Source organism: Mycolicibacterium pulveris (genome assembly GCF_010725725.1).
Taxonomy (GTDB): domain Bacteria; phylum Actinomycetota; class Actinomycetes; order Mycobacteriales; family Mycobacteriaceae; genus Mycobacterium; species Mycobacterium pulveris.
In genome coordinates, this window is record NZ_AP022599.1 from 667,008 (window position 1) to 681,581 (window position 14,574).

A 14,574-nucleotide genomic window follows, 5' to 3' on the forward strand; every position below is an offset into this window, starting at 1 on the left:
AGTTCACCGTGGAGTCGTTCGTTCACCTCCGAAAAGGCCGCACTCCCAAGCGGTTACACGCCGACCTCGACGGGCTCAAGGACGACGAGCTGGGTCGCGGTGGATTCGTCGGACGCACCGCGAACATCTACCGCCGCCACGACCCCACCGCCTACCGCGCCGTCGGCCCGCTGAAGCCGCTCGACGTCATGGCCTCGTCGCTCAAGCCCGGCGACGCCGGCGACGCCGCCGGAAGCCCGCTGCTGCTGTTCTTCAACCCCGACTGCCGGATCTCGCTGAGCCGGCGCGCCGAGCCGATGCCGTTCTTCGTCCGCCACGTCGACGGTGACCTGTTGTCGTTCGTGCACGAGGGCTCGGGTCTGCTGGAGACGGAGTTCGGCCCGCTGCGCTACCGCGTCGGCGACTGGGTCTACATCCCGAAGGCCACGACCTGGCGGCAGGTGCCCGACGAGGAGACCACGCTGCTGATGATCGAGGCCACCGACGAGTTCCGGGTGCCGCCGCCCGGTCCCCTGGGTAGGCACTTCCCGTTCGACCCGTCGCAGGTCACGATCCCGGAGCCGCAGGCCATCGACACCGGCGACGGCCCGCAGATCAACGGAGAATACGAGGTCCGGCTCGTGCACGAGGGCGGCCCGACATCGCTGTTCTACCAACACAATCCGCTCGACGTCGAGGGCTGGCGCGGCGACAACTTCCCGTTCACATTCAACATCGAGGACTACAACGTCGTCGCCAGCGAGAGCGTGCACCTGCCGCCGACCGTGCACCTGTTCATGCAGGCGACCGGTGTCGCGGTGATGAACTTCCTGCCCCGGCCCGCCGAAACCGTGCCCGGCACGGAGCGGCCCCCGTGGTACCACCGCAACGTCGACTACGACGAGATCGCGTTCTTCCACGGCGGCGACCTGTTCGGCATCCCCATGCCGCCCGGCCTGATCAGCCACGCCCCGCAGGGCGTGCACCACGGCGCCCCGGAGAAGGCCCGCGAGCGGGCGCGGCGCAAGTTCGACGAACAGGACCGCGTCGGCTGGAAGGTGATCGCGATCGACACGTCGCGGCGGCTCACCCCGTCGGCGGAGGTGCTGGCGCACGACCTCGGAGCGGCGGCGGCCGCGACATCGAACGGAAGCCAGCACTCGTGACGTCGACGACCGGGGCGCCGGTGCGCCATGAATACGACCGCATCCCGTATCTCGTTGCCTACCAGAACACTTCGGGCGTGCGCGACGTGTACGGCGGGGTGGCCGAACTGGTGGTGCTGGAAAGTCATCTGCTGCGGCCGAAGGACCGGCCGAGCGACACCGTGCTGGTGTTCATGCACCCGATCGGCGGGGGCGCCTACCTGCCGATGATGAACGGCCTGGCCCGCGCCGGCCATCACGTCGTCTACTGCAACAGCCGGTTCCGCGGCACCGACTCGGCGTTGTTGATGGAGAAGGTCGTCGAAGACCTCGGCGAGTGCATCAAGGACGCCAAGAACCGGTTGGGCTACTCCAAGGTGGTGCTGGCCGGCTGGAGCGGGGGCGGGTCGCTGTCGGTGTTCTACCAGCAGCAGGCCCAGCATCCCACGGTGACGGCGAGCCCGTCCGGCGACGGCCCGGACCTGACCAAGCTTGGGCTGATCCCCGCCGACGGGCTGATGCTGCTGGCCGCCCACATCAGCCGCCACGGCACGCTGACCGAGTGGCTCGACGCGTCGATCCTCGACGAGTCCGATCCGACGAAGCGCGACCCCGAGCTGGACCTCTACAACCCGGACAACCCCAACCAGCCGCCTTACACACCGGAGTTCCTCGAGCGGTATCGCCAGGCGCAGATCGACCGCAACCGCCGAATCACCAAGTGGGTCAAGGAAAAGCTGGCCGATCTCAAGGCGGCGGGGCGACCCGATGACGAGTTCGCGTTCGTCGTGCACGGCACGATGGCCGACCCGCGCTGGCTGGACCCCACCGTCGACCCCAACGAACGCACGCCGGGCAGCTGCTATCTGGGCGACCCGCAGGTGGTCAACAACTCCCCCGTCGGCCTGGCCCGGTTCTGCACGCTGCGCAGCTGGCTGTCGCAGTGGAGCTACGACGACGCCAACGGCGACGCGGTCAAGGCGGGCCCGGACATCGCGGTGCCGACGCTGGTGATCGGCAACCTCGCCGACGACGCGTGCACGCCGAGCCACACCCGCAGGCTGTTCGAGGCGATCGGGCATCATGACAAGGAGATGCACGAGATCCCAGGCGCCAACCACTACTACGCGGGCGCCGACCAGCGCGACAAGCTGCGCGAGGCGGTCGGCGTGGTCACCGACTGGCTGCACCGACACGGGTTCTCCCAATGAGGGTGTCGGGTCCGCTGGACGGCATCCGGGTCATCGAGGTCGGCACCTTGATCTCGGGCCCTTTCGCCGGCCGGCTGCTCGGGGACATGGGCGCCGAGGTGATCAAGATCGAACCGCCGGGGGCGCCGGACCCGTTGCGCACCTGGGGCCAGGCCGAGCTCGCCGGGCACCACTTCTTCTGGACGGTGCACGCCCGCAACAAGAAGGCGGTGACGCTGAACCTGCGGGTGCCGCGCGGCCGGGAGCTGTTCCTCGACCTCGTCGAGCGCTCCGACATCATCGTGGAGAACTTCCGGCCCGGGACGTTGGAGAAGTGGGACCTCGGCTACGACGTGCTGCGCGAACGCAACCGCGGCGTCATCCTGGTCCGCGTCTCCGGCTACGGGCAGACCGGACCCGAGGCGCACAAGGCCGGCTACGCCTCGGTCGCCGAGGCAGTCAGCGGGCTGCGGCACATGAACGGTTTTCCGGGCGGCCCGCCGCCGCGGCTGGCGCTCTCGCTCGGCGACAGCCTGGCGGGCATGTTCGCCGCGCAGGGCGCGCTGGCCGCGCTGTACCGGCGCACGGTCACCGGCGAGGGGCAGATCGTCGACGCCGCGCTGACCGAGGCGTGTCTGGCGGTGCAGGAATCCACCATCCCCGACTACGACGTCGGCCGCGTGGTGCGCGGCCCGTCGGGCACCCGGCTGGAGGGCATCGCGCCGTCGAACATCTACCGCAGCGCCGACGGCAGCTGGGTGGTGATCGCCGCCAACCAGGACACCGTCTTCCGCAGGTTGTGCGAGGCCATGGGCCGCCCCGAGCTCGCCACCGACGAGCGGTTCGTCGACCACGGGTCCCGTGGCCGCAACCAGGACGAGCTGGACAAGATCATCGGCGACTGGGCCGCCGACCGCCTGCCGCACGACATCATCGAAACCCTCAGCGCGGCAGGGGTGATCGCCGGCCCCATCAACACCGTCGCCGAAGTGGTCGAGGACCCGCAGCTGCGGGCGCGCGGAATGCTGGTCGAGCACTGGGACGAGCGAATCGAGCGGCCGGTGCTGGGGCCCGGCGTCGTCCCGGTGCTCTCGGACACCCCGGGCACCGTGCGCACCGCCGGTCCGGCCACCCCCGGTCAGCACAACGACGAGGTCTACCGCGGACTGCTGGGCAAGTCGGTCGACGAACTCGACACGCTGCGGGCGGAAGGAGTGCTGTGAACGAGCTACCTGCCCACGTCGACATCCGCGACGTCTCACTGCGCGACGGGCTGCAGATCGAAGCGCCGATTCCGTTGGAGGCCAAGCTCGAACTGCTGGCGGCGGTCGCCGCGACGGGCGTGCGGGAGATGGAGGCGACGGCGTTCGTGTCGCCGACCAAGGTGCCCGCGCTGGCCGACGCGGCAGAGCTGGCCGCGCAGCTGCGCAACTTTCCCGGCATCGAGTTCTCCGCGCTGGTGGCCAGCCCCAACGGCGCCAAACGCGCGATCGGCGCGGGCCTGTCGTCGATCGAGTACGTGGTGTCGGCGGCCGACGGGCACAGCCGCGCCAACGTCGGGCGCAGCACGGCTGAGGCCACCGCGTTGATCCCCGAGATCGTCGCGATCGCCCACGACAGCGGGGCGTCGGTGGAGGTCATCATCGCCACCGCGTGGGACTGCCCGTTCGACGGGCCCACGCCGTCGCAGCGCGTCGTCGACATCGTGACCGCGGCAACCGACGCCGGGGCGGATCGGCTCGCCATCGCCGACACCATCGGCACGACCACGCCGCGGCGGGTCAGCGAGCTCATCGACCGGATCCGTCCATCGGTCGGTGACCGCCCCCTCGGGGCGCACTTCCACAACACCCGCGGCGCCGGGCTGGCCAGCGCCTATGCCGCGGTCAGCGCCGGTGTCACCAGGCTCGACGCCTCTTCCGGCGGGCTCGGCGGCTGCCCGTTCGCCCCGGGTGCGAGCGGCAACATCGCCACCGAGGATCTGGTGTACCTGTTGCGGGACAGCGGCATTTCCGTCGACGTCGACCTGCCGGCGGCGATCACCGCCGCGGAGGTGGCACAACGCGTCGTCGGCCATGAACTGCCCAGCTCGCTGCTGCGCGCCGGCGACCGGAAACTGAGCTGAGGCGCCGTGGCCACGGAACCGTCGGCGACGCTCAGCCCCAAGGGCCGCCAGACCCGTGAGGCCATCGAGCTGGCGGCCCGAAAGTTGTTCGCCGAACGTGGCTTTCACGGCACCACGCTGAGCGATATCACGTCGGCGGCGGGCAAGTCACCCGCGGCGTTCTACCGGTATTTCGCCGACAAGGAAGACTTGTTGGCCACGTTGGCGGAGTCGTTCCTGCACGACGTGGTGGCCCCGTCGGGATCCACCCTTGCGCTGCCCGAATCACCGGACGACGACGCGTTCTTTTCCTCGGTGGTCACCGGCTACTGGAACATGTTCAAGCAGAACATCGGCATCATGATCGCGGTCGCGCAGCTCGCCGCCACCCAACCGCGATTCGCCCACGTGCAGAACGAGTTTCGCCGCCTCGGTATGGACATCGTCGCGGCCTCCGTGCGCCACGCGCAAGAGCAGGGCTACGGCACCGACCTCAATCCCGAACACACCGCGGCGGCGATCGCGCTGCTGTTCGAGAACTTCACCACGGTCTTCGTCGGCACGTCGGGCCTGGACCTCGAGATCGGTGACGAGGACGCCATCGCGACCCTGTCGAAGATCTGGAAGAAGACGCTTTATGGCTCCTAGCAGTGGGCCGGGTGAACTACCGCGCGCTCGGCGACATAGTTGAAAGGAATCAGTGTGGATTTCGACCTGCCCGACCACCTACGGACACTGCTCGCCGAGATGGATGCGTTCATCGAAGCCGAGATCAAACCGCTGGAACGCGAGCACATCCAGTACTTCGACCATCGCCGCGAGCATGCCCGCACCGACTGGGACAACGGCGGCATACCCCGACGCGAGTGGGAGGATCTGCTCTCCGAGATGCGTCGTCGTGCCGACAAGGCAGGCTGGTTGCGGTACGGCCTGCCGTCGCGATTCGGCGGCCGCGACGGCACCAACCTCGACATGGCGGTCATCCGGGAACATCTGGCGCACAAGGGCCTTGGGCTGCACAATGACCTGCAAGACGAGTCGTCGATCGTCGGGAACTTCCCGCAGGTCATCATGATGGACCGGTTCGGCACCGCCGACCAGAAGAAGGAGTGGACCGAGGCGTTGATCACCGGTGAGCGGTCGATGGCCTTCGGGCTCACCGAGCCGAACCACGGCTCCGACGCCACGTGGCTGGAGACCCGCGCGGTGCGCGACGGCGACAGCTGGGTCATCAACGGCGCCAAGCGGTTCAACACCGGCGTGCATCGCGCCACCCACGACCTGGTCTTCGCGCGCACCTCGGGGGAAGACGGTCAGGCGCGCGGCATCACGGCGTTCCTGGTTCCGACCGACACGCCGGGCTTCACCGTGCCGTACTACTGGTGGACGTTCAACATGCCGACCGACCACGGCGAGGTCGAGCTCAAGGACGTGCGCGTGCCCGCCGACTCGGTTCTCGGCGAAGTGGACCGGGGACTCGAGGTGGGCCAGACCTTCCTGCACGAGAACAGGATTCGGCAAGCCGCCAGCAGCTTGGGCGCCGCACAGTACTGCATCGACCGTGCGGTGGCCTACGCGAACGAGCGCTCGGTCTTCGGCAAGCCGCTCGCGGTGAACCAGGCGGTGCAGTGGCCGCTGGTCGAGCTGCAGACCGAAGCGCAGATGGTGCGGCTGCTGGTCCGCTACGCCGCCACGGAGTTGGACCGCAACCACCACATGGAGGTCTCCGACAAGGTGTCGATGGCCAACTACCGCGCCAACCGGCTGGTGTGCGAGGCCGCCGACCGCGCGATGCAGGTGTTCGGCGGGGTCGGTTACAGCAGGCACGAACCGTTCGAACACATCTATCGCCATCACCGCCGCTACCGCATCACCGAAGGCGCCGAGGAGATTCAGATCCGCCGGGTGGCGCAGCGGATGTTCGGATTCGGTAAGCGTTGAGCGAGCCGCTGACCGACGCGCTGGCCGAGGTGCTCGAGCCGGTGCTCGGTGCGGGCGTCGTGGTGGCGAACCTGCGTCGGTTGACCGGCGGCGCGAGCCGCACAACATGGGCGTTCGACGCGGTCACCGACATCCGGTCGTCGCTCATCCTGCGCACCGGCCCACCCGACGACGTGCACGCCAGCATGGAGCTGGAGGCCACGGTGCAACAGCGCGCCGCGGCCGCGGGCGCGCCCGTTCCCCGCATCCTGGCCGCGGACAGTTCACCTGCCGCGCTGGGCAATCCGTATCTGATCTGCGACGCCATCGCCGGAGAGACGCTGGTACGCAGGATCCACCGCGCGCTCGACGACGCCGGCCGCAGCCGGCTGCTGCACCAGTGCGCACAGGCACTGGCCGCGATCCACCGCGCCGACCCCGACGGCATCGGCCTGGCCGCCGGTGACCAGCTCGCCGAATGGCGGGACCGGCTCGACGAGATGGGCGACCCCACCGCCCCGTTCGAATGGGCGTTTCGCCGGCTCCAGGCGCATCGTCCGCCGCCGTCGCGCCAGGTTCTCGTGCACGGCGACTTCCGGATGGGCAACCTCATCGTCGACGACGAAGGCCTGGCGGCCGTACTGGACTGGGAGCTGGTGCACCTCGGCGAGGTGTACGAGGATCTGGCCTGGTTCTGCATCCGGGCGTGGCGCTTCGGCGCCCCCGAGGAGCGCGGCGCCGGCGGGCTCGGCAGCGTGGAGACGTTTCTGGCCGCATACGAGGCCGCCGCCGACCTTACGCTGGACCGAAAGGCGTTTCGGTGGTGGCTGACCGTCGCGACGTTGCGCTGGGGCGTGATCTGCCGGTATCAAGCCGAGCGGCACCTGTCCGGCCAGACCCGGTCGGTGGAGTTGGCCGCGATCGGCCGCCGGGTCAGCGAAACCGAATGGGATGTACTGGATCTGCTGGCCGGAGGGGGGCCCAGATGACCGGCTACCACGGCCGTCCCACCGCGGCCGAACTCGTCGAAGCGGTGGCCGAGTTCCTCGAGGGCGACGTGCGCGCCGCGACGGCGCCGACCGAGCAGGCCGCCAACACCGCACAGGTCAACTTCCACGCCCGCGTCGCCGCCAACGTGCTGCGCATCGTCGAACGCGAGCTGCGCGACGAGTCGGCCGCCGAGGTCACCGACGCGCTTGCGGCGTTGGGTTATCGCGACGAACCCGCGCTGGCGGCCGCGATCCGCGCCGGCGAACTCGACGACCGGCCCGACGAGGTGCTGGCGGCGCTGCGCACCCTGGTGCGGCATCGGCTGACGATCGACCACCCCGGCTACGCCGAGGGGTGATTTGGGTGCGTTCAGGCGTGGTGAGCGCGCGTAACCGCACACAAATCGCTCAGAGCCGGCGTGCTCCTGGACTTGTAGATGTCCTCGAATAGGGACAAGGTTGGTGTCGTATCCATGCCGCCGAGTGTTTTACCTCAACAAATGTCGAGGTCAAGGGAGGACCGCGTATGGCCGTCGAGTCCGGCGTGATCACTACCGTCGCCGATCGCCTGTTCGACGCCATCGAGAAGGGCGACATCGCCACCGTGGAGCAACTGTGGAGCAATGACGTGGTGGTCTGGAAGGTCGCCGATCGTGACCGCGACAAGGACCGGGCGCTGCGGGTCATCGGCTGGTTCATGGACACCACCACGGCCCGTCGCTACGAGATCCTCGAGCGCAGGCTGTTCGACGGCGGGTTCGTCCAGCAGCACGTTCTGCACGCCGACGGCCGCAACGGAAAGACGATCGCGATGCGGGTCTGCATCGTGATCAAGGTGAACGCCGTCGGGCTGATCGACCGCATCGACGAGTACTTCGACCCGGCGGAGATCAGCCCGCTGCTGGACGGCTCGCGGACCACGGAGAAGGCGACATGACAGACGTTTCGGAGTTCCTCAGCGACCCGGCGTCGCTCGGCGAATGGCGCCTGGTGCCCGACAAGTCCACCGTCGCGGTCAACGTCAAGTCGATGTGGGGGCTGATGCCGGTCAAAGGCCGGTTCACCGAGCTGAGCGGCGAGGCGCAACTCACCGGCGGGCCAACGGTTTTCGGCCGCATGGTGATCAAGGCCGCGTCGCTGCGGACCGGGATCGGCAAGCGCGACAGGCATCTGCACTCGGCCGACTTCTTCGAGGCGGAGAGGTTTCCCGACATCACCGTGGAGGTCAACGGGCTGACGGCGACCGGTGCCGACACCGTCGACTTGGCTGCACAGCTGACGGTCAAGGACACCACCAAACCGCTGCCGCTGACCGCACAGGTCGCGGTGTTCAACGACGGGACGGTGCGGCTCACCACCAAATCCCTGGTGGACCGCCAAGAGTTCGGTGTCGACGGCAACCTGCTGGGGATGATCGTTGACACCGCAGCGATCTCGGGCGATGTCGTGTTCCGTCGCGTGAGCTAGCCGTACCATCGGCACATGGTCGAGTCATCGCGTCCGTTGCGGATCCTGGTTTACAGCGACAATCCACGGGTCAGGGAACAGGTCAAGCTGGCACTCGGCAAGCGGGTACACCCCGACCTGCCCGAACTGACCTACGTCGAGGTGGCCACCGGCCCGGTGGTGATCCGGCACATGGACAAGGGCGGGTTCGACCTCGTGATCCTGGACGGAGAGGCCTCCCCGGCAGGCGGCATGGGGATCGCCAAACAACTCAAGGACGAGATCGACGACTGCCCACCGATCCTGGTGTTGACGGGCCGCGAGGACGACGCCTGGCTGGCCCAGTGGTCGCGCGCGGAGGCCGCGGTTCCGCACCCGATCGATCCGATCCGTCTGGGCGACGCCGTGGTGTCGCTGCTGCGCACCCCCGTGCCATAGCCAGAAACGCCGAAATTTCCTGTCTCGCTTGCCGATTCAGGGCACGACAACATAGCCAGACCCGGCCAATAGCGATACTAACCAAAACTCGTGGTGCGGATCGCAAAGCCCGCTAGGCTGTGGGTAAGCTCACATCGACAGCCCACGAGGGAGCGAATTCGCGGTATGGATTTGTACACGCCAATCCTGGTGCTTGGCGCTATTGCGGCTGCGTTCGCGGTCGTCTCGGTAGGCATCGCTTTGGTTGTCGGCCCCCGGCGCTACAACCGGTCGAAGCTCGAGGCCTACGAGTGCGGCATCGAGCCGCTGCCGCCGGAGGACCTGTCGCGCCACGGCATCGGCCAACGGTTTCCGATCAAGTACTACCTGACCGCGATGTTGTTCATCATCTTCGACATCGAGATCGTGTTCCTGTACCCGTGGGCGGTGGCGTTCGACAGCCTGGGGCTGTTTGCGCTGGTAGAGATGCTTCTGTTCATGGCGGCGGTGTTTGTGGCCTACGCCTACGTGTGGCGGCGAGGAGGCCTGACGTGGGACTAGAGGAAAAGCTGCCCTCCGGGATTCTGCTGTCCACCGTCGAGACGGTGGCCGGCTACATCCGCAAGGGCTCGTTGTGGCCTGCGACCTTCGGCCTGGCCTGCTGCGCCATCGAGATGATGGCCACCGCGGGTCCGCGGTTCGACATCGCGCGGTTCGGCATGGAGCGGTTCTCCGCGACGCCGCGCCAGGCCGATCTGATGATCGTCGCAGGTCGGGTCAGCCAGAAGATGGCTCCGGTGCTGCGGCAGATCTACGACCAGATGGTCGAGCCCAAGTGGGTGCTGGCGATGGGGGTGTGCGCCTCGTCGGGCGGAATGTTCAACAATTACGCGATCGTGCAGGGCGTCGACCACGTCGTCCCGGTCGACATCTACCTGCCGGGCTGCCCGCCCCGCCCCGAGATGTTGCTGCACGCGATCCTCAAGCTGCACGACAAGATTCAGGAGATGCCGCTCGGGGTCAACCGCGAGCAAGCGATTCGCGAAGCCGAGGAGGCAGCACTGGCAGTGCCCCCGACCATCGAGCTCAAAGGGTTGTTGCGGTGAGCGAGAACGAAACCGACACCCCCGCAGACGAGCCCGAAATCATCGGCGTGCGCCGCGGCATGTTCGGTGTGCAGGACACCGGCGACACGTCCGGCTACGGGCGGCTGATCCAGCCGGTCGAACTGCCGGGCGGTTCACCTCGCCCCTACGGCGGGTATTTCGACGAGGTCGTCGACAAGCTGCACGCCGCGCTCGGCGCGGACACCTACGCCGAGTCGATCGAGCGGGTGGTGGTATATCGCGAGCAACTGACCCTGGAGGTGTTCCGCGGGAAGCTCCCCGTGGTGGCGCAGACGTTGCGTGACGATCCCGGTCTGCGCTTCGAGCTGTGCCTGGGTGTCAGCGGGGTGCACTACCCCGACGACGCCGGCCGCGAACTGCACGCCTTCTACCCGTTGATGTCGATCACGCACAACCGGCGGATCCATCTGGAGGTCGCCGCACCGGACGCCGATCCGCACATCCCATCGCTTTTCGGCGTGTACCCGACCGTGGACTGGCACGAGCGCGAGACCTACGACTTCTTCGGAATCATCTTCGATGGCCATCCGTCGTTGACCCGCATCGAAATGCCCGACGACTGGGTCGGGCATCCGCAACGCAAGGACTACCCGTTGGGCGGCATCCCGGTGGAGTTCCACGGGGCCGAGATCCCGCCGCCCGATCAGCGGAGGGCCTACAACTGATGAGCACATCCCCCACCCCGCCCGGACAGGGCGGTGCTGACCTCTCGGGCGCATCCGCGGACGGACCGGTTGTCCTTGTCGGCGGCCAGGATTGGGACCAGGTCGTGCAGGCCGCCAGGGAGGCGGCGACGCACGCCGACGAACGGATCGTCGTCAACATGGGCCCGCAGCACCCCTCCACGCACGGGGTGTTGCGGCTCATCCTCGAGATCGAGGGCGAGACCGTCGTTCAGGCCCGCTGCGGAATCGGCTACCTGCACACCGGGATCGAGAAGAACCTGGAGTTCCGCAATTGGACGCAAGGGGTCACCTTCGTGACCCGGATGGATTATCTCTCACCGTTTTTCAACGAGACCGCATACTGCCTCGCTGTCGAGAAGCTGCTCGGTGTCACCGACGAGATCCCCGAGCGGGCCAGCGTCATCCGGGTGATGATGATGGAGCTCAACCGGATCTCGTCACATCTGGTCGCGTTGGCCACCGGCGGCATGGAACTCGGCGCGATGAGCGCGATGTTCTACGGCTTCCGTGAACGCGAGTTGGTGCTGGACGTTTTCGAAGCGGTCAGCGGGCTGCGGATGAACCACGCCTACATCCGTCCCGGCGGGGTGGCCATGGACCTTCCGGACGACGCCATCCCCCAGATCCGCGATCTGCTCGAGCTGATGCCGAAGCGGGTGAAGGACCTCGAAGACCTGCTCAACGAGAACTACATCTGGAAAGCCCGCACGCAGGGCGTCGGCTACCTGGATCTGACCGGGTGTATGGCCCTTGGCATCACCGGGCCCTGCCTGCGGTCCACGGGTCTGCCCCACGATCTGCGAAAGGCCCAACCCTATTGCGGTTATGAGAATTACGAATTCGACGTCATCACCCATGAGGGTTGCGACTCCTACGGTCGCTATCTGATCAGGGTCAACGAGATGCACGAGTCGCTGAAGATCATCGAGCAGTGCTTGGACAAGCTCAAGCCGGGCCCGGTGATGTTGCAGGACAAGAAGTTGGCATGGCCGGCCGACCTGAAGGTCGGTCCCGACGGGCTCGGCAACTCGCCTGAGCACATCGCGCACATCATGGGACATTCGATGGAGGGGCTGATCCACCACTTCAAGCTCGTCACCGAGGGCATCCGGGTCCCGCCGGGCCAGGTGTACTCGGCCATCGAGTCGCCCCGCGGCGAGCTCGGCGTGCACATGGTGTCCGACGGCGGCACCCGCCCCTACCGGGTGCACTACCGCGACCCGTCGTTCAACAACCTGCAGGCGGTGGCGGCGATGTGCGAGGGCGGCATGGTGGCCGACTTGATCACCGCGGTGGCATCGATCGATCCGGTGATGGGCGGGGTGGACCGATGAGCGCTTGCGCGAAGTGGGGACGAGATAGATGAGCATCTTCTTCGAGCTTGGTCAGCGACCCGATGAACCGGGCCCACCGATAAGCGGACCCACGTCATATCCGGAGGACGTCACCGCCCGGCTTTCCGCTGACGCCGAGAAGATCATCGCGCGCTATCCGCAACCGCGCTCGGCCCTCTTGCCGCTGCTGCACCTCGTGCAGTCCGAGGACGGCTGCCTGACCAACGCGGGTATCGCGTTCTGTGCCAATCAGTTAGGGCTGACCAGCGCCGAAGTCACCGCGGTGGCCACGTTTTACACGATGTACCGACGCACCCCGACCGGCGACTATCTGGTCGGGGTGTGCACCAACACGTTGTGCGCGATCATGGGCGGCGACGCGATTCTGGACAGTCTTCAGGACCACCTTGGCATTTCCACGGGTGACACCACCGACGACGGCCGCGTCACGCTGGAGCACATCGAGTGCAACGCCGCATGCGACTACGCGCCGGTCGTGATGGTCAACTGGGAGTTCTTCGACAACCAGACGCCCGCCACAGCGCGGGACCTGGTCGACGGGTTACGCGTCGGCAACCCGCCGGAGCCCACCCGCGGTGCGCCGCTGTGCACGTTCCGTGAAACGGCGCGCACGCTGGCGGGGCTCCCCGATCCGCGCTCCGGCGGCGACCGGGTCGGTGACGCCACGCTCGTCGGCCTGCGGGTGGCACGTGAACGCGGCATGAGCGCTCCCGACCCGGACGCCGCAGCTGGATCCGACGACGGCGCGCCCGACGACCAGACGGTGGCGACGGAGGCGACGAAGGACGCCTCGGCGCCGGGGCCGTCAGCCACCGTCCCACCCGAGCCGAACACCGCTGAAACCAACCCAGACGCAACGGATTCGCATATATGACCGCACTGACCCCCGTACTGAGCAGGTTCTGGGACGAACCGGAGCCATGGTCAATGGACACCTACCGGCGGCACGGTGGATACCGCGCCCTCGAGAAGGCGTTGGCCATGTCCCCCGACGACGTCATCGCGCTCGTGAAGGATTCCGGCCTGCGGGGCCGCGGCGGTGCGGGCTTCCCGACCGGCACGAAATGGTCGTTCATCCCGCAGGACGACACCGGAGCGGGCGCTAAGCCGCACTACCTCGTCGTCAACGCCGACGAGTCGGAACCCGGTACCTGTAAAGACATTCCGCTGATGCTGACGACACCGCACTTCTTGATAGAAGGCGCGATCATCGCCTCGTATGCCATCCGGGCACATCACGCGTTCATCTATCTGCGCGGCGAAGTGGCCCCGGTGCTGCGACGGCTCAACGCCGCGGTGGCCGAGGCGTATGAGACCGGCTTCCTCGGGGACAACGTCGCGGGCTCCGGGTTCAGCCTGGAGCTGATCGTGCACGCAGGCGCGGGCGCCTACATCTGCGGCGAGGAGACCGCGCTGTTGGACTCGTTGGAAGGTCGACGCGGACAGCCCCGACTGCGTCCGCCGTTTCCGGCCGTCGCCGGGCTGTACTCCTGTCCGACGGTGGTCAACAACGTCGAGTCGATCGCCAGCGTGCCACCGATCGTGCTCAACGGGGTGGACTGGTTCCGGTCGATGGGCACGGAGAAATCTCCTGGCTTCACGCTGTATTCGCTGTCCGGGCATGTCGCCAAACCCGGACAGTACGAGGCGCCGCTCGGCATCACCTTGCGTGAGCTTCTCGAGTACGCCGGCGGTATCCGCGGCGGCCACAAGCTGAAGTTCTGGACGCCGGGCGGTTCGTCCACGCCCTTGTTGACCGATGAGCACCTCGACGTGCCACTGGATTACGAAGGCATGACGGGCGCCGGAACCATGCTCGGCACCAAGGCGCTGCAGATCTTCGATGAAACAACCTGCGTGGTGCGGGCCGTTCGTCGCTGGAGCGACTTCTACGCGCATGAATCGTGCGGTAAGTGCACCCCGTGCCGCGAGGGCACCTATTGGTACATCCAGATCTTCGAGCGCCTCGAGACAGGTCGCGGTACGGCCGCCGACCTTGACAAGCTTCTCGACATCTCCGACAACATCTTCGGTCGCGCGTTCTGCGCGTTGGGCGACGGGGCGACGGCACCGGTGGTGTCCTCGATCCAGTATTTCCGCGACGAGTACCTCGCTCATCTGGACGGCGGCTGCCCGTTCGACCCGCACGCCTCGACGTTGATGGCCACCGAAGGGGCGGGAGCATGACCATTCCGGCGAGCAGACGAGAAGACCCC

Annotated in this window: 17 protein-coding genes; all 17 read left to right on the top strand. The window is 67.4% G+C overall.

What is annotated here, in order from left to right; translation table 11 throughout:
- Positions 1–8: 8 nt before the first annotated feature.
- The 17 genes from G6N28_RS03495 to nuoF all read left to right on the top strand — a co-directional run bounded on the left by G6N28_RS03495 (position 9) and on the right by nuoF (position 14,545).
- Positions 9–1,145: a homogentisate 1,2-dioxygenase gene (locus G6N28_RS03495; protein ID WP_163897059.1), complete on the top strand. Its 1,137-nt coding sequence runs from the start codon at positions 9–11 to the stop codon at positions 1,143–1,145.
- Positions 1,142–2,335: an alpha/beta hydrolase family protein gene (locus tag G6N28_RS03500; RefSeq protein ID WP_163897060.1), complete on the top strand. Its 1,194-nt coding sequence runs from the start codon at positions 1,142–1,144 to the stop codon at positions 2,333–2,335. The genes G6N28_RS03495 and G6N28_RS03500 overlap by 4 nt, the downstream gene beginning before the upstream one ends.
- Positions 2,332–3,537, top strand: a complete 1,206-nt coding sequence (locus G6N28_RS03505) for a CaiB/BaiF CoA transferase family protein (protein WP_163897061.1) — start codon at positions 2,332–2,334, stop codon at positions 3,535–3,537. The genes G6N28_RS03500 and G6N28_RS03505 overlap by 4 nt, the downstream gene beginning before the upstream one ends.
- Positions 3,534–4,439, top strand: coding sequence for a hydroxymethylglutaryl-CoA lyase (locus G6N28_RS03510; RefSeq protein WP_163897062.1), 906 nt, complete (start codon positions 3,534–3,536; stop codon positions 4,437–4,439). The genes G6N28_RS03505 and G6N28_RS03510 overlap by 4 nt, the downstream gene beginning before the upstream one ends.
- A gap of 6 nt (positions 4,440–4,445) precedes the next feature.
- A complete protein-coding gene (locus G6N28_RS03515; protein ID WP_163897063.1) occupies positions 4,446–5,066 on the top strand; it encodes a TetR/AcrR family transcriptional regulator in 621 nt (206 codons plus the stop codon).
- 54 nt (positions 5,067–5,120) lie between these two features.
- Entirely contained in the window at positions 5,121–6,359 is a 1,239-nt protein-coding gene (locus tag G6N28_RS03520) for an acyl-CoA dehydrogenase family protein (protein ID WP_163897064.1), read from the top strand.
- Positions 6,356–7,327 (top strand): phosphotransferase family protein, encoded by a 972-nt coding sequence (locus G6N28_RS03525; protein WP_163897065.1) that lies wholly within the window; start codon positions 6,356–6,358, stop codon positions 7,325–7,327. Before G6N28_RS03520 ends, G6N28_RS03525 begins: the two co-directional genes overlap by 4 nt.
- The gene (locus G6N28_RS26920) at positions 7,324–7,686 is read left to right on the top strand and encodes a DUF6285 domain-containing protein (RefSeq protein WP_163897066.1); all 363 of its coding nucleotides are present in this window, start codon (positions 7,324–7,326) and stop codon (positions 7,684–7,686) included. Before G6N28_RS03525 ends, G6N28_RS26920 begins: the two co-directional genes overlap by 4 nt.
- A 167-nt stretch (positions 7,687–7,853) precedes the next feature.
- A complete protein-coding gene (locus G6N28_RS03535) occupies positions 7,854–8,264 on the top strand; it encodes a nuclear transport factor 2 family protein (protein WP_163897067.1) in 411 nt (136 codons plus the stop codon).
- Complete coding sequence (locus G6N28_RS03540; RefSeq protein WP_163897068.1) at positions 8,261–8,794, top strand: YceI family protein; 534 nt, start codon at positions 8,261–8,263, stop codon at positions 8,792–8,794. The genes G6N28_RS03535 and G6N28_RS03540 overlap by 4 nt, the downstream gene beginning before the upstream one ends.
- Positions 8,795–8,809: 15 nt before the next feature.
- On the top strand, positions 8,810–9,211 hold the full coding sequence (locus tag G6N28_RS03545; RefSeq protein WP_163897069.1) for an Rv3143 family two-component system response regulator: 402 nt from the start codon (positions 8,810–8,812) through the stop codon (positions 9,209–9,211).
- Positions 9,212–9,376: 165 nt separating this feature from the next.
- Positions 9,377–9,751, top strand: coding sequence for an NADH-quinone oxidoreductase subunit A (locus tag G6N28_RS03550; RefSeq protein ID WP_163897070.1), 375 nt, complete (start codon positions 9,377–9,379; stop codon positions 9,749–9,751).
- The gene (locus G6N28_RS03555; RefSeq protein ID WP_163897071.1) at positions 9,742–10,296 is read left to right on the top strand and encodes a NuoB/complex I 20 kDa subunit family protein; all 555 of its coding nucleotides are present in this window, start codon (positions 9,742–9,744) and stop codon (positions 10,294–10,296) included. The genes G6N28_RS03550 and G6N28_RS03555 overlap by 10 nt, the downstream gene beginning before the upstream one ends.
- Positions 10,293–10,982, top strand: a complete 690-nt coding sequence (locus G6N28_RS03560) for an NADH-quinone oxidoreductase subunit C (protein WP_163897072.1) — start codon at positions 10,293–10,295, stop codon at positions 10,980–10,982. Before G6N28_RS03555 ends, G6N28_RS03560 begins: the two co-directional genes overlap by 4 nt.
- Entirely contained in the window at positions 10,982–12,337 is a 1,356-nt protein-coding gene (gene nuoD / locus G6N28_RS03565) for an NADH dehydrogenase (quinone) subunit D (RefSeq protein ID WP_163897073.1), read from the top strand. Before G6N28_RS03560 ends, nuoD begins: the two co-directional genes overlap by 1 nt.
- Before the next feature lie 28 nt (positions 12,338–12,365).
- Positions 12,366–13,232 carry an NADH-quinone oxidoreductase subunit NuoE gene (gene nuoE, locus G6N28_RS03570; RefSeq protein ID WP_163897074.1) on the top strand — a complete coding sequence of 289 codons (867 nt, stop codon included), beginning with the start codon at positions 12,366–12,368 and terminating at the stop codon, positions 13,230–13,232.
- On the top strand, positions 13,229–14,545 hold the full coding sequence (gene nuoF, locus G6N28_RS03575) for an NADH-quinone oxidoreductase subunit NuoF (RefSeq protein WP_163897075.1): 1,317 nt from the start codon (positions 13,229–13,231) through the stop codon (positions 14,543–14,545). Before nuoE ends, nuoF begins: the two co-directional genes overlap by 4 nt.
- Positions 14,546–14,574 lie beyond the last annotated feature (29 nt).

Bases quoted from the DNA above. Each gene is read 5' to 3' on its own strand.
- G6N28_RS03535 (WP_163897067.1), top strand. From the start codon at position 7,854: ATGGCCGTCGAGTCCGGCGTGATCACTACCGTCGCCGATCGCCTGTTC.
- G6N28_RS03550 (WP_163897070.1), top strand. From the start codon at position 9,377: ATGGATTTGTACACGCCAATCCTGGTGCTTGGCGCTATTGCGGCTGCG.
- nuoD (WP_163897073.1), top strand. From the start codon at position 10,982: ATGAGCACATCCCCCACCCCGCCCGGACAGGGCGGTGCTGACCTCTCG.
- G6N28_RS03505 (WP_163897061.1), top strand. From the start codon at position 2,332: ATGAGGGTGTCGGGTCCGCTGGACGGCATCCGGGTCATCGAGGTCGGC.
- G6N28_RS03545 (WP_163897069.1), top strand. From the start codon at position 8,810: ATGGTCGAGTCATCGCGTCCGTTGCGGATCCTGGTTTACAGCGACAAT.
- G6N28_RS26920 (WP_163897066.1), top strand. From the start codon at position 7,324: ATGACCGGCTACCACGGCCGTCCCACCGCGGCCGAACTCGTCGAAGCG.
- nuoF (WP_163897075.1), top strand. From the start codon at position 13,229: ATGACCGCACTGACCCCCGTACTGAGCAGGTTCTGGGACGAACCGGAG.
- nuoE (WP_163897074.1), top strand. From the start codon at position 12,366: ATGAGCATCTTCTTCGAGCTTGGTCAGCGACCCGATGAACCGGGCCCA.
- G6N28_RS03540 (WP_163897068.1), top strand. From the start codon at position 8,261: ATGACAGACGTTTCGGAGTTCCTCAGCGACCCGGCGTCGCTCGGCGAA.